This window comes from Sphingomonas sp. ERG5 (assembly GCF_000803065.1).
Taxonomy (GTDB): domain Bacteria; phylum Pseudomonadota; class Alphaproteobacteria; order Sphingomonadales; family Sphingomonadaceae; genus Sphingomonas.
Genome location: NZ_JSXI01000024.1, coordinates 329,140 through 347,008, shown reverse-complemented (window position 1 = coordinate 347,008; position 17,869 = coordinate 329,140). Strand labels below are relative to the sequence as shown.

At 64.1% G+C, this 17,869-nt stretch carries 25 protein-coding genes and 1 other RNA gene; 15 read left to right on the top strand and 11 right to left on the bottom strand.

Annotated features, from left to right (window positions below):
• The first annotated feature begins 25 nt into the window (after positions 1-25).
• On the top strand, positions 26-814 hold the full coding sequence (locus OO12_RS10140) for a hypothetical protein (protein WP_034158504.1): 789 nt from the start codon (positions 26-28) through the stop codon (positions 812-814).
• A 153-nt stretch (positions 815-967) separates the two neighbouring features.
• On the opposite strand, the gene OO12_RS10135 is transcribed toward OO12_RS10140, so the two are convergent.
• The gene (locus tag OO12_RS10135) at positions 968-1,366 is read right to left on the bottom strand and encodes a nuclear transport factor 2 family protein (protein ID WP_082006453.1); all 399 of its coding nucleotides are present in this window, start codon (positions 1,364-1,366) and stop codon (positions 968-970) included.
• A 155-nt stretch (positions 1,367-1,521) separates the two neighbouring features.
• Here OO12_RS10135 and OO12_RS10130 point away from each other — a divergent pair, with 155 nt between their 5' ends.
• Positions 1,522-2,166 carry a histidine phosphotransferase family protein gene (locus OO12_RS10130; protein ID WP_034158502.1) on the top strand — a complete coding sequence of 215 codons (645 nt, stop codon included), beginning with the start codon at positions 1,522-1,524 and terminating at the stop codon, positions 2,164-2,166.
• 165 nt (positions 2,167-2,331) lie between these two features.
• Here OO12_RS10130 and OO12_RS10125 read toward each other — a convergent pair whose 3' ends face one another.
• Complete coding sequence (locus tag OO12_RS10125; RefSeq protein WP_034158501.1) at positions 2,332-2,946, bottom strand: SGNH/GDSL hydrolase family protein; 615 nt, start codon at positions 2,944-2,946, stop codon at positions 2,332-2,334.
• Between the two features lie 68 nt (positions 2,947-3,014).
• Here OO12_RS10125 and OO12_RS10120 point away from each other — a divergent pair, with 68 nt between their 5' ends.
• The 13 genes from OO12_RS10120 to OO12_RS10065 all read left to right on the top strand — a co-directional run bounded on the left by OO12_RS10120 (position 3,015) and on the right by OO12_RS10065 (position 14,329).
• On the top strand, positions 3,015-5,327 hold the full coding sequence (locus OO12_RS10120) for a chemotaxis protein CheA (RefSeq protein ID WP_034158500.1): 2,313 nt from the start codon (positions 3,015-3,017) through the stop codon (positions 5,325-5,327).
• Entirely contained in the window at positions 5,324-5,755 is a 432-nt protein-coding gene (locus tag OO12_RS10115) for a chemotaxis protein CheW (protein WP_034158499.1), read from the top strand. Before OO12_RS10120 ends, OO12_RS10115 begins: the two co-directional genes overlap by 4 nt.
• An 80-nt stretch (positions 5,756-5,835) precedes the next feature.
• On the top strand, positions 5,836-6,201 hold the full coding sequence (locus tag OO12_RS10110; RefSeq protein WP_034158498.1) for a response regulator: 366 nt from the start codon (positions 5,836-5,838) through the stop codon (positions 6,199-6,201).
• 13 nt (positions 6,202-6,214) lie between these two features.
• Positions 6,215-7,294 (top strand): chemotaxis protein CheB, encoded by a 1,080-nt coding sequence (locus OO12_RS10105; RefSeq protein ID WP_082006452.1) that lies wholly within the window; start codon positions 6,215-6,217, stop codon positions 7,292-7,294.
• A gap of 68 nt (positions 7,295-7,362) precedes the next feature.
• Complete coding sequence (locus OO12_RS10100) at positions 7,363-8,184, top strand: CheR family methyltransferase (RefSeq protein ID WP_034158497.1); 822 nt, start codon at positions 7,363-7,365, stop codon at positions 8,182-8,184.
• A gap of 41 nt (positions 8,185-8,225) precedes the next feature.
• A complete protein-coding gene (locus OO12_RS10095; protein WP_235364734.1) occupies positions 8,226-9,122 on the top strand; it encodes a DMT family transporter in 897 nt (298 codons plus the stop codon).
• On the top strand, positions 9,119-9,808 hold the full coding sequence (locus OO12_RS10090; protein WP_034158496.1) for an N-acetylmuramoyl-L-alanine amidase: 690 nt from the start codon (positions 9,119-9,121) through the stop codon (positions 9,806-9,808). The genes OO12_RS10095 and OO12_RS10090 overlap by 4 nt, the downstream gene beginning before the upstream one ends.
• An 11-nt stretch (positions 9,809-9,819) precedes the next feature.
• Positions 9,820-10,186, top strand: an RNA gene (rnpB, locus tag OO12_RS26835) — RNase P RNA component class A.
• 63 nt (positions 10,187-10,249) lie between these two features.
• Positions 10,250-10,936, top strand: coding sequence for a YoaK family protein (locus tag OO12_RS10085; protein ID WP_034158495.1), 687 nt, complete (start codon positions 10,250-10,252; stop codon positions 10,934-10,936).
• 31 nt (positions 10,937-10,967) lie between these two features.
• The gene (locus OO12_RS10080) at positions 10,968-12,950 is read left to right on the top strand and encodes a hypothetical protein (RefSeq protein WP_052215714.1); all 1,983 of its coding nucleotides are present in this window, start codon (positions 10,968-10,970) and stop codon (positions 12,948-12,950) included.
• 42 nt (positions 12,951-12,992) lie between these two features.
• Positions 12,993-13,538 (top strand): J domain-containing protein, encoded by a 546-nt coding sequence (locus OO12_RS10075; RefSeq protein ID WP_034158494.1) that lies wholly within the window; start codon positions 12,993-12,995, stop codon positions 13,536-13,538.
• Positions 13,520-13,849, top strand: a complete 330-nt coding sequence (locus OO12_RS10070) for a (2Fe-2S) ferredoxin domain-containing protein (RefSeq protein ID WP_034158493.1) — start codon at positions 13,520-13,522, stop codon at positions 13,847-13,849. The genes OO12_RS10075 and OO12_RS10070 overlap by 19 nt, the downstream gene beginning before the upstream one ends.
• A gap of 69 nt (positions 13,850-13,918) precedes the next feature.
• Positions 13,919-14,329 carry a hypothetical protein gene (locus OO12_RS10065; RefSeq protein WP_034158492.1) on the top strand — a complete coding sequence of 137 codons (411 nt, stop codon included), beginning with the start codon at positions 13,919-13,921 and terminating at the stop codon, positions 14,327-14,329.
• 41 nt (positions 14,330-14,370) lie between these two features.
• On the opposite strand, the gene OO12_RS10060 is transcribed toward OO12_RS10065, so the two are convergent.
• The 9 genes from OO12_RS10060 to pspA all read right to left on the bottom strand — a co-directional run bounded on the left by OO12_RS10060 (position 14,371) and on the right by pspA (position 17,851).
• Complete coding sequence (locus OO12_RS10060; protein WP_034158491.1) at positions 14,371-14,781, bottom strand: SufE family protein; 411 nt, start codon at positions 14,779-14,781, stop codon at positions 14,371-14,373.
• 73 nt (positions 14,782-14,854) lie between these two features.
• Positions 14,855-15,097 carry a hypothetical protein gene (locus OO12_RS10055; RefSeq protein WP_034158490.1) on the bottom strand — a complete coding sequence of 81 codons (243 nt, stop codon included), beginning with the start codon at positions 15,095-15,097 and terminating at the stop codon, positions 14,855-14,857.
• 18 nt (positions 15,098-15,115) lie between these two features.
• Positions 15,116-15,388: a hypothetical protein gene (locus OO12_RS10050; protein ID WP_034158489.1), complete on the bottom strand. Its 273-nt coding sequence runs from the start codon at positions 15,386-15,388 to the stop codon at positions 15,116-15,118.
• A gap of 174 nt (positions 15,389-15,562) precedes the next feature.
• Positions 15,563-15,850, bottom strand: a complete 288-nt coding sequence (locus OO12_RS10045; protein ID WP_034158488.1) for a hypothetical protein — start codon at positions 15,848-15,850, stop codon at positions 15,563-15,565.
• Positions 15,851-15,862: 12 nt separating this feature from the next.
• A complete protein-coding gene (locus OO12_RS10040; protein ID WP_034158487.1) occupies positions 15,863-16,192 on the bottom strand; it encodes a hypothetical protein in 330 nt (109 codons plus the stop codon).
• A gap of 16 nt (positions 16,193-16,208) precedes the next feature.
• Complete coding sequence (locus tag OO12_RS10035) at positions 16,209-16,508, bottom strand: hypothetical protein (RefSeq protein ID WP_034158486.1); 300 nt, start codon at positions 16,506-16,508, stop codon at positions 16,209-16,211.
• Positions 16,509-16,535: 27 nt separating this feature from the next.
• A complete protein-coding gene (pspC, locus tag OO12_RS10030; RefSeq protein WP_034158485.1) occupies positions 16,536-16,913 on the bottom strand; it encodes an envelope stress response membrane protein PspC in 378 nt (125 codons plus the stop codon).
• A gap of 1 nt (position 16,914) precedes the next feature.
• Positions 16,915-17,184, bottom strand: coding sequence for an envelope stress response membrane protein PspB (gene pspB / locus OO12_RS10025; protein WP_034158484.1), 270 nt, complete (start codon positions 17,182-17,184; stop codon positions 16,915-16,917).
• A gap of 1 nt (position 17,185) precedes the next feature.
• Positions 17,186-17,851: a phage shock protein PspA gene (gene pspA / locus OO12_RS10020; protein ID WP_034158483.1), complete on the bottom strand. Its 666-nt coding sequence runs from the start codon at positions 17,849-17,851 to the stop codon at positions 17,186-17,188.
• Positions 17,852-17,869: the final 18 nt, after the last annotated feature.

The window sequence follows — 17,869 nt, the reverse complement described above, 5'->3', positions numbered from 1 at the left end:
GGTTAACGGATACGGGGCGGGGTAGATGAGGATCATAGCGACGGGCCTGGCCCTTTTTCTGATCAGTGCAGCACCCGCTCCATCGCCGCCGTTCAAGCAGTTCGTCATCGCCGCCCCGTCCGTCGGTTCGGTGGTGGAAGTGACGCCCGGGGAGGAATTCTACGTCGAGACGATCGTGGAGGCCCAGCCGGCCTATCGGCTCGCCCGTCCGTTCAAGAGCAGCATGGCCGGGGGAATGGGTTTGCCATTCGGCTTTGCGATCGACGAAACATTGCTCGTCTATAAGGGGAAGTCGCAGGACCAGGACTGGTCCTATTATATCCCGCAAAATGGCGGCTTCCGGGCCTATCATGGCTTGCTCGGCAATTTGATCCATCCCGGCGACACGGTCGGCCTGCGCATTGACCGCGGGGGCAACAAGGAATGGTTCGTCGACCTTTCCGTTCATTATGGCATGCCCACCATCTGGAGCCGTCCGGTCAAGGAAAAGGACCCCGGGCTGACTTTGGTGGAAGGGCCGGCACCCGATCTGAAGAATGCCGAAGTGAAACGGCTGGTCTATCTCGGTGTCGAGCAGGGCCGCATGCGCATCCGCTACGAATGGATCCAGCATGGTTATGTCCCGCAACGCGATGAATTCAGCTTTCCGGTCGACCCGCAAGGTCGCGGACAGGGTGGCGTCAAAGGGGCGGAATTTTCGGTCGTTGCCGGACCAGTGAAGGCGAAATTCGTCGTGACAAAGGGTATCTCCGATGCCGTCGCGCCGCCGCCTCGGCCCGAACCGGAATCAGAACGTGCGGTTCCCGTCGTATGATGTGCCTGCTCTGTCAGACCGGCCCTGTATCGCCCCGACCGGTCTTGAGTGGCGGCGGGCCGCCGCGACGGTAGGCTATGGGGGTGCCTGTACGGGCTCGCATCGCCAGAAGGGCAGGGCCGGAAGAACAGGGCGGGAGGAGATCGTGGTGGCTCAGTTTCCGCCCTCCGCCATCTCCGTCGCCTCATAAGCCAGGTTCTGCCAGCGGCCATCCTGCCGGAGCCATATGGAGAGAAAGCGCGCCTGATAATCGAACGGGTCAGCGCCATTCTGTCCCGACGCCTGCCAGCGACCGACGACAATCGCCGTATCTGCATGCAGCCGGATATCGAGCTGATCGACCCGGGCTTCATCCCAGCGGCGCGTGCCGGTTCGATAGGATGCCAGAACCTCGCTTTTGGTTTCGATGGCTCCGCCCGGCTGAACGATGACATAGTCGGGATGGATCAGGCGATCGATCACATCCATGTCGAGATTCAGATGCGCCTCAGCCAAAGCGCGTTCCGCTTGAGCGACGGCAAAAATATCATCATCTTTCCCGGCTGCGGGCATGCGCCGCTCCTTTCCTCGTGATTATTGCGCTTGTCTCCGGCTGTCCGGCCTGAAACAGCGATGGCCGGAAACCGTGAAAAATGGCGATGGGTTGCGCAGAGGCTATAGCATCGCCAGAAGAGCCTCAACAATTTGCCCGGAGCCCATCCCCTATCATGACCATCAGCCCGGTCGATTTCGCCAGCCTGCTCTGCTCGCGACTGTGCCACGATCTGCTCAGCCCCGTCGGCGCGCTCAATAATGGGCTCGAACTGCTGGCCGACGAGCATGATCCCGAAATGCGCCAGCGCTGCCTGGAATTGCTCAACGAAAGTGCGCGCGCCTCGGCCAACAAGTTGAAATTCTTTCGGCTGGCGTTTGGCGCGGCGGGCGGTTTCGGCGAAACCGTGGATTCGCGCGAAGCGCGCGCGGCGATCGAGGGGCTGTTCGGCGACAATCACCGCGTGAAGCTCGGCTGGCTGGTCGAGGATGCGACGTTGCCCAAGCCGGCGATCAAGGTGCTGCTCAACCTCGCGCTGATTGCGGGTGACGCACTGATCCGCGGCGGGCAGCTCGATGTCGGTGCGGAAAGCGTCGGCGGTCAGGTCGAGATCGTGGTGCGGGCCGACGGGCCGCGGATCGTGCTCGACCAGGAATTGCGCACCGCGCTGACCGGGACGCAGGGCGATGCGATCATCACCCCGCGCGCCGCCGCTGCCTATCTCGTTCATGCGCTCGTCGCCGAAGGCGGCGGCAAGGTACAGGTGTCCGATCCGGCGGAGTCGGTGCTGTTGTTCGGGGCAGCGTTCAAGGCGGGCTAGCTTCAAGCCGGGTTACCACCCCCGCTCGCCCTGAGCCTGTCGAAGGGCACGCACAGCGCATGGGCTTCGACAAGCTCAGCCCGAACGGGGGGATTCCACCCAAGTCGACGGTGCTCTTAGAGAGTCGTTTTCAGCCGGGCCGGCGGCGTCTTACTGAAATCAACGCTAAGCGCCGCCGCACGCGGTCGTGATCCGCGCCTGCCAGGCCTTTGTGCCCGCAAGGGAGGGGTGCACGCCGTCGAAGGTCTCCTGCAGCGTCAGGCCCGTGACGAACACGCCGCCGCGCGCTGTCGCCAGGCGGTGCAGGATCGCGTTCATGCGCTGCGCCACCGCGTCGTCCTCGCCTTTGACCGATGTGATGCCGACAATGACCGGCTTGCCGGGCCACAGGCCGACCAACTCGGTCGTCCGCGCCGTCCAGGCGGCGAGGTCGGTACCCTGGACCAGATCGTTGACGCCGACCGCGAACACCATGCGCGAGGGCCTGGCCACCGCGATCGCGGTCGTGGCGAAACCGATCAGGTCAGTTGATCGTGCCCCGGCAATGCCGGCATTGATCGCGGTCAGGCCGCAGAGCGGCGGCAATGGCTGCATTTCGACGATACTGTCGCCCACCAGCAGCATCTGGCCCGGCCCCGCCTGATTGACGATCATCCGAATCATGCCGAGGCGGCGTTGCTGATAGGCATCGCCTCTGCCCTGATGGCCAAGCATGAAGCCGGCACAGCCGGCGACCGCAACGGCCAGAACGGCAGCCAGTATTTTTACCGCGATGGTCATGCGCCCGGAAGATAACGCCTCTTTAACCGCTTTTATACCATGGTCCGACCGCAGCCGCGCGGGGACACATGGACGATCTGCTTCAGGAATTCATCGCCGAGACGCGAGAGACGCTGGAAGCGCTTTCCGGCGAGATCATCGCGTGGGAGAGCGATCCATCCGACCGTCATCGGCTCGATGCGATTTTTCGCTTCGTGCATACGGTGAAGGGCAGTTGCGGCTTTCTCGATCTGCCCCGGCTTGCCCGGCTGAGTCATGCCGCCGAGGATGTGCTGGCGGCGGTTCGCTCCGACCTGCGTGAGCCGGATACGGCGTTGGTCAACGCGGTGCTCGCGATCGTCGACCGGATCGGCGAGATCGTCGAGGCGATCGATGCCGGCGCGGCACTCGACGATACGGGTGAGGATCTGCTGATCGCGGCGCTCGACAAGGGTGCGGCGTCGGTGGCTCATGCGTCGGTCCCGGCCGCGCAGCGCGCGCCGTCGCGCAGCGTGCGCCTCAATGTCGATCTGCTTGACCGGATGATGTCGGGCATGTCCGACATGGTGCTGGCGCGCAATGAACTGGCGCGCCGTTTGCGCGACGATGGCGCGGACCCGGCGGTCGAGGCGGCGCTGGAGCGCCTGTCGCTGACCGTCGCCGAAATGCGCGACACGGTCACGCGTACCCGCATGCAGAAGATCGATGCGCTCTTCTCCGCCTTGCCACGCATGGTGCGCGACACCGCCGCGGAACTGGGCAAAACAGTGACGCTCCATGTCGAGGGCGCAGACGTCGAGCTCGATCGCGAGATGATCGAGATGATGCGCGACCCGCTGGTTCATATGGTGCGCAATTCGATCGATCACGGCATCGAAACGCCGGCGCAGCGTCGCGCGCTCGGCAAGCGCGAGAGCGGCCGGCTGACGGTTGCGGCGCGGCAATCGGGCAATCAGATCATCATCGAGATCAGCGATGATGGCCAGGGCATCGACACCGATCGGCTGATCGCCAAGATTGCCGGCAGCGGCCGGTCCGAGCGCGACCTGCGCGCGCTGAGCGACAAGGCCAAGCTCGACCTGGTGTTCGAGGCCGGGCTATCGACCAAGGACGAGGCGACCTCGATCTCGGGCCGTGGTGTCGGCATGGATGTGGTGCGCGCCAATATCGAACAGATTGGCGGGCGTATCGACCTCGACAACAGCCCGGGCAAGGGATTGCGGATCGCCATCCATGTGCCGCTGACCCTGTCGATCATCTCGACCATCGGCGTCGGGGTCGGCGCGCAGCGTTTCGCCATTTCGCGCCAGGCGATCGAGGAAATCGTGCGCGTCGGCGGTGATGCGATCCGCATCGACATGCTCGGCGATACCGCGGCCGCCACGGTGCGCGAGCGACGTATGCCGTTGGTCGATCTGTCCGGCACGCTTGGCATGACCGCAACGCTCGCACCGCCCTCGATGCTGGTGATCGTCAGCGTCGTCGGCGGCAGCTATGCGCTGGCGGTCGATTCCGTGCTCGATCATGAGGAACTGGTGATCAAGCCGGCGGCGCCGGCGGTGATGGCGACCGGGCTTTATGCCGGCCAGACATTGCCGGACAGCGGCTTGCCGATGCTGTTGCTCGACTGCGCCGGCATTGCCTCGGCTGCCGGGCTGATATTCCACCGCGAGATCATCTCGGAGGACGATGAGCCGGAAGCGGTCGAGGCCGAACGGCCATCGGCCTTGCTGTTCGACGATCTCGACGGGGTGCGCCGTCTCGTGCCGCTGTCGGTGATCGACCGTGTCGAGCCGGTCTCGGCCGATGCGATCCGTTTTGCCGCGGGCCGGTTGCGGCTGTCGATCGACGGCCGGATCATTCCGCTGGCGACGCAGGGGGAGATCGGCAACCGGCTCGATGTGTCGGTGCTGCGCTTGCGCGATGGCGCGATGGAGATTGGTTATGCGATCGCCGACGCGCTCGATATCGTCACCTTGCCGGATACCATCGCGCCGGCGCGCGATGTCGGGCCGGTGGCCGGCGTCGTCTCGCTCGATGACGAACAAATCGAATTGCTCGACGTGCATTGGCTGTTCGCGACCCATGGCGAAGAGAATTGCCAGGAAAGCCCGCCTTTGTGCCTGATCGACGGCGCGGATACGGCGTGGATGACCACGTTCCTGAAGCCGGCGCTTGAAGGCGCGGGGTACAAGGTGGCGACGAAGCTCAATCCGGGCGAGGCGGCTGCGGTGGTCCTGACCATGGACAGTGGCGCGCCGGCCCGGATCGGCGCCGCGCCGGTGGTCCGGTTGCGCCAGGATCGTTCCGCAAGCGGCGCCAATGACGACAGCATCTATCGCTACGATCGGGGCGCGTTGCTTGCTGCGCTGGCCGAACGGGCCGGGGGACGTGCCCAATGACGCAGCTATTCCTGATCGCGCATATCGCCGGTCGCGCCGTCGCGATCGAATCCGGCCAGGTCGAATCCGTGGTCGATATCGGCGATGTGATTCCCGTGCCGCGTGCCGCGACGCAGGTTCTCGGCCTCGCGGCGTTGCGCAGCCGGGTCGTGACCGTGATCGATACGCGCGCCGCGCTGGGCGTGGCGCCCGCCACGGTACCGGCAAGCCGCGCGATCATTACCCTGGCCGATGGCCATCATTATGCCGTGCTGGTCGATTCGCTCGAGGATGTCGCGCCGTTCGATCTCGCGCCGCTGTCGTCGGGTATCGTGCTTGACGCCGGCTGGCGTGCCACCGGGTGCGGGATCATCGAGCGAGACGGGGAGGCGATCCTCGCGATCGATCTTCGCGCGCTGATTCCCGGCCTTGCCGCGCTTGCGGCTTGAGGACCGGTCGGTTTTTACAAATTAACGCGACGCTTACGGGTTTCCGGCAAACAGGGAAGTGAGCGGGACAGGATGTGCACATGAAGACGTGTCTGGTGGTTGATGATTCGAAGGTGATTCGCAAGGTCGCCCGGCACATCCTCGAAACGTTGAACTTCAACGTGTCGGAGGCGGGCGACGGCCGTGAGGCACTTGATTCGTGCCTCGCATCAGCGCCGGACGTGGTCCTGCTCGACTGGAACATGCCGGTGATGAGTGGCATGGATTTCCTCCGCGCGCTGCGTGACAGCGCCGTGTCGCACCGGCCCAAGGTCGTGTTCTGCACCACCGAGAACGGCATGGCGCATATCCGCGCCGCGATCGAAGCCGGTGCTGACGAATATGTGATGAAGCCGTTCGATCGCGAGACGCTGGAAAGCAAACTCCAGATCGTCGGCATGGCCTGAAGCGGCCGCCGCCATGCTCAGCCCGCCCATCGAGGCTCACCCGCCCCGTGCCGATGTGCGTGGTCCCGGCCGCACGCCTCGCATCCTGATCGTCGATGATTCGGCGGTCGCGCGTGCGGTGATCGGCCGCATGATCGAGGGCAGTCGCCGCTTTATGGTCGCCGGCGCGGTGCCCAATGCGCAAGCCGCCATGGCTTTTCTCAAGACCAATCACATCGATGCGATCCTGCTCGACATCGATATGCCGGGAATCGATGGCCTTACCGCCTTGCCCGACCTGATCGCGGTGAGCGCCGGGGCCAAGGTGCTGGTCGTATCATCCTCCTGCGACGAGGGGGCCGCGACGACGATCCAGGCATTGGCGCTGGGCGCGGCGGATACGCTGGTCAAGCCGGGCGTCGGCGCTTTTGCCGGCCGGTTTGCCGAAGTGCTGGCCGACAAGCTGACGCGCTTGCTCGAAATCGACGATGTCGCGACCGATGTGATGCCGACCGTATCGGTGCGCAGCGACAGTGGCGGCTTCGACATCGTCGCGATCGGCGCGTCGACCGGCGGCATTCATGCGCTGAGCCAATTGTTGCGGGAAATCCCCGCGAGCTTCCCGCTGCCGATCCTGATCACGCAGCATTTACCCGAATCCTTCATGCCCTATTTCGCGGCACAAGTGGCGGTGCTGGCCGGAAGGCCATGCGACGTCGCCACCGATTGCCTGCGTATTCGCCCGGGCCGCGTGGTCATCGCGCCGGGCAATGGTCATCTCCGACTGGTCAATCTCGGCGATGGCGCGGCAGCGGTCCGCCTGTCGCGCGAGCCGGCCAAGAGCGGGTGCATGCCCTCGGTCGATCCGATGTTCGAAAGCATTGCCGATGTTTATGGAGCGCGGGCGTTGGCGATCGTGCTGAGCGGTATGGGCCGCGACGGCAGCGAAGGGGCGAAGCGGCTGACCGATGTGGGCGGATGTGTCGTCGTGCAGGATCAGGCGAGTTCGGTGGTCTGGGGCATGCCCGGTGCGATTGCCAGCGCGGGTGGCGCCAATGCGATCCTGCCGCCGGACGAGATCGGCCGCCTGATCGCCATGCGGCGGCGCCCCTGATGCTGCTCCCCATGCCCCCCGGGTCCCGCTCAAATACGCCATTGGCGGCCGTTCGCCCGACCGGCGCGATGCATGTTTTTGCCGCGCTGCTCGAACAACGCACCGGGCAACAGATCGCGGCGAACCGCGAATGGCGGATCGAAACCGCGCTGAAGCCGGTGCTGCGCGAGCGCGGGCTGGAGACGCTCGACGAACTGGCCGGCGCGATCCTTGACGGGCGCGACCTGTTGATCGCCGATCAGGTCGTCGACGCGCTGCTCAATCAGGAAAGCTCGTTCTTTCGCGATGCGGCGGTGCTCGACATGATTCCGCCGGCGCTTGACGCGATGCGCGCCGAGAGTCCGGGGCGACGCCTGCGGGTCTGGTCGGCCGGCTGTTCGATGGGGCAGGAGCCGCTGTCGCTGGCAATGCTGTTCGCCGAGCAAGAGGAAGCCAAGGGTGTGCAACCGCCTGAGATCGTTGCGACCGATGTATCCGAAAGCGCGATTTCGCGTGCGCGCGCTGGCCGCTTCTCGCAGTTCGAGATCCAGCGCGGACTTCCCGTGCGGCGGATGATGCGCTGGTTCGATACGGTCGGCGTGGATTGGGTGGCGCGACCCGAACTCGTCCGTCGCGTCTCGTTCCGCCGTCTCAACCTGGTTGCCGATCCCCTGCCGATCGGGCGGTTCGACGTGATCCTGTGCCGTAATGTCCTGCTCTATCTCTCACCCGTGCTGCGCACGCAGGTCCTCGACCGCCTCGCGCAAGTGATGCGGCCTGGCGGTTTGCTCGTGCTGGGCGCCGGCGAGACAGTGATCGGCCAGACCGACGCCTTCCGGCCATCGCCGGAGTATCGCGGCCTGTATGAGCCGACCGGCGTCATGCCCTGCAGTGTTGCCGTTCGCGCCTGACAGCGGTTTACTTTGCCGGTGTAAGTCCGCAAGCGACGGCGGTGACCGCTCCTCCGCCCAAAGCCATTAGTTTCGGTGCGCACGACCTGATGGTCGTGCTCGTGATGAACATATTGTGGGGTTTGAACGTCATTGCGGTGAAGATGGCGGTGATGGCAATCGCGCCGCTCACCGCAGGCTTTCTGCGCCAGCTGATGGTGCTTGTGGTGTGCGGTAGCGCGCTCCGGATCGTGCCGGGCAGGATGCGGCTGCTGACCATTCTTGGCATCCTCTCGGGCGGCGTTTTCTATGTCGCGATCAATTTTTCGCTCGCCATTTCCGACAATGTCGGTGCCCTCGCGATTGCCGGGCAATTGGGCGTGCCCTTTTCGCTCCTGCTTGCGATCCTGGTGTTTCGCGAGCGGATTCGCCTGCCGCGCATGGCCGGCATCGCGCTGTCCTTTGCCGGTGTGGTCCTGCTGGTGTTCGATCCCGCAGCCGCACGCGAGGTCCCCGGCCTGGCGTTGACCGCGGTCGGCAGTTTCATCTGGGCGATCTGCTCGCTCATCCAGCGCTATCTGGTTGGGGTGCCGGTGCTGACCATCTATGCCTGGATCGGCTTCTGGGGAACGATCACGCTTGGCACGCTCGCCTGGTTCATTGAGCCCGCCGCGATGCGTGCGATCCCCGATCTGCCGCTGCGCACCTTGAGCTGGGTTGCCTTTTCCGCGCTTGGATCGACCGTAATCGGGCAGGGGTCGATGTCCTGGCTGTTGCAGCGCCATCCGGTCAGCATCGTCACGCCGCTGACACTGGCGGCGCCGGTCGTGTCGGTCTTTGCCGCATCCTGGTATTTCGGATCGCCGCTGACCGTGCTTATGCTGAGCGGCGGGGCCGTCGCGATGCTTGGCGTCGCGATCGTTACCATTCGGACGGCAAGGGCAGGGGATACGCCATGACCATGATCGAAATGCCGTCACCCAATTTCGACGACCGGGCGCTGCCGGTGTCGATGATCGTGCTGCATTATACCGGCATGAGCGATGCGGAATCGGCGATCGCCCGGCTGACCGACCCGGAGGCCAAGGTTTCCGCACATTATCTGATCAAGGAAGACGGCACGATCCTGCGCATGGTCGCCGAGGACAAGCGCGCCTGGCATGCCGGCAAATCGCATTGGCGGCACATCACCGACGTCAACAGCGCGAGCATTGGCATCGAAATGGTCAATCCGGGGCATGAATGGGGATATCGCCCGTTCGCGGAGGAGCAGATCGACGCGCTGATCCCGCTGGTCCATGCGATCAAGGAGCGCCACGGCATCACGCGGGGCAATGTGGTCGGCCATTCCGACATCGCGCCGACGCGCAAGCAGGATCCGGGCGAGCTGTTCCCCTGGGCGCGGCTGGCAAAGGTGCGGCTTGCACTGCCCCGACCTTCAAGGAATCTGATGGATCCCGGCTGGACCGATGGCGGCTTCCTGCTCGCATTGGAGCGCTTCGGTTATGATGTGGCGGACAAGCTTGCCGCCGTGGTCGCGTTCCAGCGCCGTTTCCGTCCCGAACTGATCGACGGCGAGATCGATGGCGAATGCCGTTGCATCCTGCTCGCGCTGCTGTTGCCAAAGCCTCAAGGGGACGCGTAAGGGCGGTCGCGCCAGAGGGTTGGGCGGCCGCGTCGTGCGCAAGCATGCCGAGGAAAGTCCGGGCTCCACGAAACGACGGTGCCGGGTAACGCCCGGCGGGGGCGACCCCAGGGAAAGTGCCACAGAGAGCAGACGGCGACGGCTTCGGCCACGTCATGGTGAAAGGGTGCGGTAAAAGCGCACCGCGCGCCTGGTAACAGGGGCGGCACGGCAAACCCCACCGGGAGCAAGACCGAATAGGGGCGGCACATGAGCTTTGTTTCAGCTCGTCGCCCGGGTTGGTTGCTTGAGCCCGTATGCAAATGCGGGCCTAGAGGAATGGTCGCACATCGCATCTCGGTGCGAGGACAGAACCCGGCTTACAGACCCTCTGGCACTTTTCGCAAAAAATGACTGTTGCGGCACTTGGACGTCGATCCCCGCTGCTGCTACGACCATGTCATGACGCAGCTTGACCGGTCCGGATTGGCGCTCGCCCTGGGGCTCGCGGCGATTGCCGGTTTTGTGGATGCCGTGGCTTTCGTCACCATCGGGCAGTTCTTCGTTTCCTTCATGAGCGGCAATTCGACTCGATTGGCGGTGTCGCTCGCCACCGGTGCCTGGCATCCGGCCGGGTTCGCCGCCGGCCTGATCGCGCTGTTCGTGGCCGGCGTTGCGATCGGCAATATCGTTGGCGCCAGGGCCGGCGTGAACCGGGCGATCATATTATCGCTGGGCGAGGCGGTCTTGCTTGGCGGCGCTGCGGCGCTGCATGCGATCGGGCGCCCGGAGCCGGCCGCGCCGCTGATGGTGCTGGCGATGGGCGGCGCGAATGCCGTTTTCATGGCGGACGGCGAGGTGCGGTTCGGGGTCACGTACATGACCGGGGCGCTGGCGCGCATTGGCGAACGGCTCGCTGCGGCCGTGACGGGCAAAGGGCAGGTCCGCGACGTGTTGCCCTGGCTCGGACTATGGCTGGCACTGGCGGCTGGCGCGGTGGCGGGTGCGGCGGCCACGCTCCGCTATGGTGGGGTCGCGGTGGCGATTCCGGCCGCGGCGCTGTTCGCGGCGGTGCTGTTCGCGGGCCTGCGACGCGCCGGAACGGGCGGACCAGATTCCGGTGGCGGCGGTTTCCGATCAGTAGGATAACGCGGCACGGGGCGAAAAGGGGCGAGGGAACATGCTGGGACTTTTGTTGATCGCGGCGCAATCGACCGTTGCCGCGCCGGTCCAGCCCGCGACGATTCCGCCTATAGCGGCGGCGGCGGCCAAACGGAGCGTGCAGCAGGATTTCGAGGCGGCCGCCGCGCTTCAGGCGGCGGACAATCACGCCGGGGCGCTGGCGGCGTGGGAGGCGCTGGAGAAGCGCATTCCCACCAACAAGCGCAGCCTGGCGATCATTCACATTCGCAAGGCCAACTCATTGTATGAATTGGGGCGCAGCGACGATGCAGTCACTGCCGCGCGTGCCGGCCTGGCCGGACTCCCAGCGGCGGATGCGACCCTGCAGTCCGATCGCTATTATGGTTGGACCATCCTGGCGCGGATCGCCGAGAATGCGCTCGATTATTCCGGCGCGGCGGTTGCCTATCGCCAGGCAGAATCGATCGCGCCCAGCGATGGCGATCGATTGGCGGTGTTTCGGGGCCTGATCGAAACCGAAACCTTCATCGATCCCGATGCCGCGACCCGGGACATGGCGCGCGCGGAGGCATTCATGGCGCCGTTGCCGCTCGAAGCAAAGAACAAGGCAATGCTGAAACGGGTCAAGAGCCAGTTGCTGCTGAACCAGGGCCAGTTCGCCGCGGCGCAAAGCGAAGCCGGCGCCTCGGTCAAGCTGCTCGGCGGCCTGACGGCAAAGACCGACCTGGATGACGTCGCATCCCGCTCCAACTACGCCATTGCCGCCTTGCTTGGCGGCAAGACGGAGGAAGCGCGCCGCTATATGGCGATGACCGGCGCGGGCCGTCTCAACAAGGGCAGCTTCGATCCCGGTACCCAGATGAAAGTGCCTGATTGCGGCGGCGAAGCCGGCTTGCGGCCGGAGGATATGGCGGTGGTCGAATTCTATATTGTCGATGACGGCAGGGTGGTCGCTGCCGTGCCAGTCTATGCGGCCGGCGGGGGCGCGGTTGCGCTCGAGTTCGCGCGCGCGGTGCGCAACTGGTCGTTCGATCCCGCCCAGGTCAAACTGATGCCGAACTTCTTCCGGTATCGCGCGCGGGTGGAACTGCGCTGTTCGACTGCGTTCCAGCGGCCAGCGGTGAGCGATTATCTCGATGGCGATCTTGGCGCATGGCTGACGGCCAAGAAGATAGCCCTGCCGCCACTTGCCACTGGATCGGATGCCGTGGCGCTTCCCGCTCTGCGTGCGCAACTCGCCGCGATCGAGGCGAAAGAGGGCGGGGACGCATTGTCGCTTGTCCCCATCCTCCATAGCCTCGGCAAGAATGAGGTGGTGTCACGTGAGGAAACCAACGCGCTTGAGCGCCGCGCGCTTGCCATTCTGATCGCCAACCGCGCGCCTGCAACGGCACGACTCGCTGTGGAACGCGTCGTCTGGGCGAGCAATGCCGCCGACAAATGGAGCAGCAAACGCCTTGCCCGGGAAATGGTGCCCGGGCTGACCATGCCGGTTTATGCGGACGATGCGCCGGCTCGGGCAGCGCTCCGCTTGCTGCTGGCGGATCTCACGCGCAGTTTCGATGAGCGACGCGCTAGCGAACTGCTCAAGCAGATCGGCGATGATGCCAGCTTGCCCGCCAATCATCCGCTTCGCGTCGGCGCGCTGATCCGGCTCGCATCGCTCGAACAGTCCCAGGGTGATGTCGAGTCCGCCCGCGCCGCATTCGAACGGTCGGGCCTGTCGGCGAACCAATGCGCGCTGCTCGATGCACCGCCCAAGCGGGTGAGCGTCGGTGGTACTTTTCCTGATGAAGCCCGAATGTGGGGGTTTGAAGGCTGGACTGAGGTACAGTTCGACATCGCGGCGGACGGCAAGGTCCTGAACGAGCGCGCCGTTGTATCCTATCCGCCGTTCATTTTCAGCAAGGCGGGGCGCGAGACGATGGCCGGTGCGCGCTATGAAAAAAGCTATCGGCCGGATGGCGGGCTTGGTTGTGGCGGGACGTCGCAGCGGGTTCGCTTCATGATTGGTCAATAACGACGGTTGCGCTCTCGCTCACGCGACCTATGTCGGGCGGCGATGGCGCGTTCCTCTTCTCGATCGGTTGACTGGGGTTTTCCCCGCTGGCGCGGCTATGGCACCGCGGGCAGTGAGGCGACGACGGTGCGTCTGTGCGATCGGCATGGTTGCGAGGAACCGGGCAATTGCCCCGCACCGAAATCACCCAACAGCCCCGAACGCTGGTATTTCTGCCAGGAGCATGCCGGCGAGTATAATCGCGGCTGGAATTATTTCGAAGGGCTGACCGCCGAGGAAGCCGCCGAGCGCGAGGCGGCCGAACGATCGACCGCCGACGGCTATACCGAATCCAAGCATCATAGCTGGGCCGGGCCGGGTGACGGCAGCCGGTCGCGCGACGAAATGCGTGCGCTGGAGTTGTTCGAGCTCGACCCCGATGCCGATTTCGCCACGATACGATTGGCGTGGCGCAAGCTCGCCAAGGAGAATCACCCCGATCTGCGCCCCGGCGATGCCGAGGCCGCGAAGCGCTTCCAGGCGATTCAGGCTGCTTATGAAGTCCTTCGCCTTGCCGAGGAAGCGCGGGAATGGAAACCGGCCGATTGAAGGCCGGCGACTTGAAATCGGTGCGCTCGGGCTGGTCGACTGCGTTGCTGGTGTGTCGGAAATGCTCGAAGCGGCTCGACGGCGGATTTGGTCCCAAAGGGCGCACCTCGCTGGCCAAGGCGTTGCGCAAGGAACTTGGCGTCGGCAAGGGGCGCAAAGGTAAGCTTGGCGTCATCGAAGTCAAATGCCTCGGCGTCTGTCCGCGCGGTGCCGTGACGATAGTCGATGCTGCCCGTCCCGGCGAATGGAAGATCGTACCGGCACGCCAGGATATTGAGGAAATCGTGTCGGCACTCCGTCTCAACAAATAGGGTAAGGTCGGTCAGCCTTGGTTCAGGCCGGCTATGGTATCACCCAACCTCATGACAGGAGTTTTTGGCATGCGCGTAATTCACTTCATTCTCGCTGGCGCTCTGCTGATGGGCGGCGGTGTCGCCCAGGCCGAGCGACTGAGCCCGGAAGCCAAGCTGGCGAAGATCCTCGACGGCCGGGTTGCCGGTGCGCCGGTGAACTGCATCCAGTTGTACAATATCCAGTCCAGCGAGATCGTCGACAAGACGGCGATCGTCTATCGCGGCAGGAACGGAACGCTTTACGTCAACCGTGTGAACGGCAGCGCCGCGTTTCTCGACGATGACGATATCCTTGTCAGCAAGACCTATTCCAGCCAGCTGTGCAGCATCGACATCATCCAACTGGTCGATCGGTCGTCGCGGATGTCGAGCGGTTCGGTCAGCCTGGGCGAGTTCATACCCTATCCCAAGCCGCCAAAGACCGCTGCGGCGCACTGAGCGCGGCAGCGGGGTTCTGATAAATGTGAGAGCGCCGCTCCTCAGCGGGCGGCGTAGCGTCGCGCCGTTTCGAGGATCAGCGCGATCATGTTCGGAATACCCTGAGTGCGGTTCGAGCTGAGCTGATTCTTCAGATCGAACGGTGCGAGTGCGTGCGGTATGTCGGTAGCGAGGATCGTCGCCGGCGCGGCATCCTGTACGGTCAGCAGCACCAGGGCGATAATGCCCTTGGTAATCGCTGCATTCGAATCCGCGAGGAAATGCAGCGTGCCGTCATCGCGGACCATGGGATAGACCCAGACCGAGGCGGAACAGCCCCGCACCAGGGTCGTATCGGTCTTGAGGGCTTCCGGCATCTGCTCGAGCTCTCGGCCCAGGTCGATCAGCAGGCGATACCGGTCATCGGCATCGAGAAAACCATATTCGTCTTGCAGGTCGGAAAGAGTGGGCATGGCGACGGCTATAGCTTCGTTGCCCGCCTTGCCAACCTCCCGTTCCCCGGTGGGCCGGGGAACGGGGCATTCTTCAAAGATCCACGCCGGCGGCGATCGCCTCGAGCTTGCGGATGCGTTCCTTGAGGTCCGCGATCTCGATCCGGGCGCTGGCGTTGGGAACCGGGGCGGCGGGGTGGAAGTCCGCATTCGCTCGAAGTTCCTGCTGCTTGAAGGCGAGCCAGCCGCGCCAGCCATTAAGGACGGCCAGGGTCAGCATGCCAAGCCCGGCAAGCGCGGCGGCGGACAATGTCATATAGAAGTTCGGATCGGTCATGATCCCTGCTCCTTGGGGTTAAGGGCGGTCGCGGAGCTTCTCGATCTCGCGATCGAGGCGGGCGCCGCTGTCGTTGTCGTCGGTGGCGAGGCGTTCGAGAACCGCGAGGCGGTCCTTCATCGCCGTCAATTCTTCGCGCAGCCGCCGATTTTCGGCTTCGGTCGCGCTGTCGTCGTGACGCAGGCTGTGGCGGTTCCCACGCTTGTCGCGGACGACGCCGTAACGGGCCTGGAGAACTCGGCCGATCGTAACGATGACGACGATCGCGACGACCATTTCAAACGGATTCATGGGGTGTCTCCCTATTTTCTAATTCTTGGAGCTGCGATCACTGCGCGTTGCGGGCTGCGCGCTCCTGGCGGCGCAACGGGCGATCGACACGTTCGGTCAAATACACGCCGACACCGGCGATGACTGCGAACACTGCGAAGATGATAAGCACTTCCTGGTTCCTTTCAGAAGGGTTCAGTTAAGCGGCGCGCTGTCGTCGCGCAGCCGTTCGATCTGGTCGGCGACGTCGATGCCGCGGTCAGTGATGATGCGTTCCAGGACCCGGACCCGCTGTTCGAGCCGCTCGGTTTGCGCCGCATATTGTGCGGCCTTCTCGGCGGTCTGCGCGGTCAGCGCCTGGGACATGGTTTCCTTGTGTTTGATCCAGCTTTTGAAAATCTCGCTGCCGACGCCGAGGATGACCGGGAGGCCGATGACGACGAAAGCCAGCAGGAAGATCGTGAAACCGTTCAGGCTTTCCATCGCCCTTGCTCCTCAGTTCGCTTTGGTGCGCAGGCTTTCGATCTCGCGATCGAGGCTGTGCGCGCCGTCGGTGACGATCCGTTCGACATTGGCGAGCCGGTCCTTGATCGAGCCGATCTCGGCGCGCAGCTGGCCATTTTCCTGGCTGAGCAGGCGGATGCGTTCGACCGATTCCTGATCAGTCTTGGGGTAGATCGCCTGGCCCCATTGCCCGTCCAGCGGATAGCCGTGGCGGATGCGCATCCAGGTGGTGACCACCCAGCCCAGGACCCCGGCGACCGATATGATGGCAAAGATCGGGCCGATGGCGGCGATGATAGGGATGAACTGTGCTACATTCATGATCGTATTTCCTATGTCAGCGCAGCGAGTCGATTTCGCGAGCAGTGCGCTCAGCGGGGTCGGTGGCGATGCGTTCGAGGACGGCGATCCGTTCCTCCAGGCGGCTGATCTGTCCGGTCAGCCGTTCGTTCTCGGTTGAGAGCAGACCGATCTTTCGGTCGGCGTCGGCCGCAACGTCGGTGCGATGGCTCTTCTTGCCGGACCATTCATCTTCCATCGGATAGCCGTGACGGGCACGGATCCAGTTGTTGATGATCCATCCGGCGGTGGAGATCGCGACGAGCGCGATCACGAAACCCGGTCCACCCCAACTCATTGTCGTTCTCCCTGGCCAGCCGGCGTCTTAGCGCAGGCTGTCGATCTCGTTGGCGAGCCGGCTGTTGCGGCTGGTGTAAAGCATCTCGATATCGGCAAGGCGGCGGTCGATCTCGCGGAAGGTCGAGCGGATTTCCGCGGTCGAGCGCTTCGGGTTGGATCGGACGCCCTGCCAGAATTTCTGATCCTCCGGGCTGTCGTACAGATCATAGGGCTTTTTCGGCGCGAGCCAGGCAGTGATCAGATAGGCGACGATAATCCATCCGCTGGTGGCGAATGCCAGGACGGCAGTACCGACCCGAACCAGAGTAACATCAAGGCCGGTATAGTCGGCGATGCCGGCGCAGACACCGAGCCATTTGCGATTCTGCTTGTCGACATAGAATGTGGTGCGGCTGGCGGACATTTCAGTTCCTCCTGGTGATTTGGTAATCGGACGTCGTCGCGCTCGGCAGACCGGGTTTCCAGTCGGGATTGTCGGCGGCGACGATGCGTTCGACGGTGTTGAGGCGGTCTTCGAGCCGGCGGGCGAGCATATGCATCTCGTCGAGCAGCCTTTCGTCCTCCTGCGTGATCTTCGGCGCCTGCTTCCACTTGGTGACGTAGTGCAGGATCACCCAGGGCATTCCGACGAAGAGCAGGCCGCAGACGAAGACCGGAACAATGACGTCTTCCATCTTAGCTATCCTTGCCCATGCGAGCCTTCAGTGCGGCGAGATCGGCATCGACCTTCTCGGCGGACTTCAGTTCGGCGATTTCCTCATCCAGGCTTTTCGGCGCGCCCAGGCTGAGCGCATCGGCGCGGCCTTCGGCGAAGTCGACCCGGCGTTCCATCACTTCGAAGCGCGAAAATGCGTCCTGGATCTTCGGACCGGCATACATGTCGCGCAGCTTGAAGCGGTTGTTGGCGGATTCGAGCCGGGTGACGATCGTGTTCTGGCGCGTCCGTGCTTCACGCAGCTTGTTCTGCAGCTTGGTGATATCCTCTTCCGACGCGCGCAGCGCATCGTCGAGCACGCCGATTTCCACGCTCAGCTGATCGGCCATGTCGGCAGCCTTTTGACGCTCGACCAGGGCGGCCTTGGCGAGATCCTCGCGGTCCTTGGACAGCGCCAGCTCAGCCTTTTCGGTCCAGCTTTCCTGCAGCGTGTTCAGCTTCGAGATATGCCGGCGCATTTCCTTCTGATCGGCAATGGTGCGCGCCGCCGAAGCGCGGACTTCGACCAGGGTTTCCTCCATTTCGAGGATGATCATGCGGATCATCTTCGACGGGTCCTCCGCCTTATCGAGCAGGTCGGTGAAGTTCGCCGCGATGATATCGCGTGTGCGGGAGAAAATGCCCATCGGAAGAAACTCCTTGAA

Coding starts and splice junctions, on each gene's coding strand:
- OO12_RS10140 (WP_034158504.1), top strand. CDS start 26: ATGAGGATCATAGCGACGGGCCTGGCCCTTTTTCTGATCAGTGCAGCA.
- OO12_RS10090 (WP_034158496.1), top strand. CDS start 9,119: ATGACCATGATCGAAATGCCGTCACCCAATTTCGACGACCGGGCGCTG.
- OO12_RS10130 (WP_034158502.1), top strand. CDS start 1,522: ATGACCATCAGCCCGGTCGATTTCGCCAGCCTGCTCTGCTCGCGACTG.
- OO12_RS10080 (WP_052215714.1), top strand. CDS start 10,968: ATGCTGGGACTTTTGTTGATCGCGGCGCAATCGACCGTTGCCGCGCCG.
- pspB (WP_034158484.1), bottom strand. CDS start 17,184: ATGGAAGACGTCATTGTTCCGGTCTTCGTCTGCGGCCTGCTCTTCGTC.
- OO12_RS10060 (WP_034158491.1), bottom strand. CDS start 14,781: ATGCCCACTCTTTCCGACCTGCAAGACGAATATGGTTTTCTCGATGCC.
- OO12_RS10105 (WP_082006452.1), top strand. CDS start 6,215: ATGCTCAGCCCGCCCATCGAGGCTCACCCGCCCCGTGCCGATGTGCGT.
- OO12_RS10115 (WP_034158499.1), top strand. CDS start 5,324: ATGACGCAGCTATTCCTGATCGCGCATATCGCCGGTCGCGCCGTCGCG.
- OO12_RS10075 (WP_034158494.1), top strand. CDS start 12,993: ATGGCGCGTTCCTCTTCTCGATCGGTTGACTGGGGTTTTCCCCGCTGG.
- OO12_RS10135 (WP_082006453.1), bottom strand. CDS start 1,366: ATGCCCGCAGCCGGGAAAGATGATGATATTTTTGCCGTCGCTCAAGCG.
- OO12_RS10050 (WP_034158489.1), bottom strand. CDS start 15,388: ATGAATCCGTTTGAAATGGTCGTCGCGATCGTCGTCATCGTTACGATC.
- OO12_RS10045 (WP_034158488.1), bottom strand. CDS start 15,850: ATGGAAAGCCTGAACGGTTTCACGATCTTCCTGCTGGCTTTCGTCGTC.
- OO12_RS10120 (WP_034158500.1), top strand. CDS start 3,015: ATGGACGATCTGCTTCAGGAATTCATCGCCGAGACGCGAGAGACGCTG.
- OO12_RS10035 (WP_034158486.1), bottom strand. CDS start 16,508: ATGAGTTGGGGTGGACCGGGTTTCGTGATCGCGCTCGTCGCGATCTCC.
- OO12_RS10040 (WP_034158487.1), bottom strand. CDS start 16,192: ATGAATGTAGCACAGTTCATCCCTATCATCGCCGCCATCGGCCCGATC.
- OO12_RS10125 (WP_034158501.1), bottom strand. CDS start 2,946: ATGACCATCGCGGTAAAAATACTGGCTGCCGTTCTGGCCGTTGCGGTC.
- OO12_RS10070 (WP_034158493.1), top strand. CDS start 13,520: ATGGAAACCGGCCGATTGAAGGCCGGCGACTTGAAATCGGTGCGCTCG.
- OO12_RS10085 (WP_034158495.1), top strand. CDS start 10,250: ATGACGCAGCTTGACCGGTCCGGATTGGCGCTCGCCCTGGGGCTCGCG.
- OO12_RS10055 (WP_034158490.1), bottom strand. CDS start 15,097: ATGACCGATCCGAACTTCTATATGACATTGTCCGCCGCCGCGCTTGCC.
- OO12_RS10065 (WP_034158492.1), top strand. CDS start 13,919: ATGCGCGTAATTCACTTCATTCTCGCTGGCGCTCTGCTGATGGGCGGC.
- pspA (WP_034158483.1), bottom strand. CDS start 17,851: ATGGGCATTTTCTCCCGCACACGCGATATCATCGCGGCGAACTTCACC.
- pspC (WP_034158485.1), bottom strand. CDS start 16,913: ATGTCCGCCAGCCGCACCACATTCTATGTCGACAAGCAGAATCGCAAA.
- OO12_RS10110 (WP_034158498.1), top strand. CDS start 5,836: ATGAAGACGTGTCTGGTGGTTGATGATTCGAAGGTGATTCGCAAGGTC.
- OO12_RS10100 (WP_034158497.1), top strand. CDS start 7,363: ATGCATGTTTTTGCCGCGCTGCTCGAACAACGCACCGGGCAACAGATC.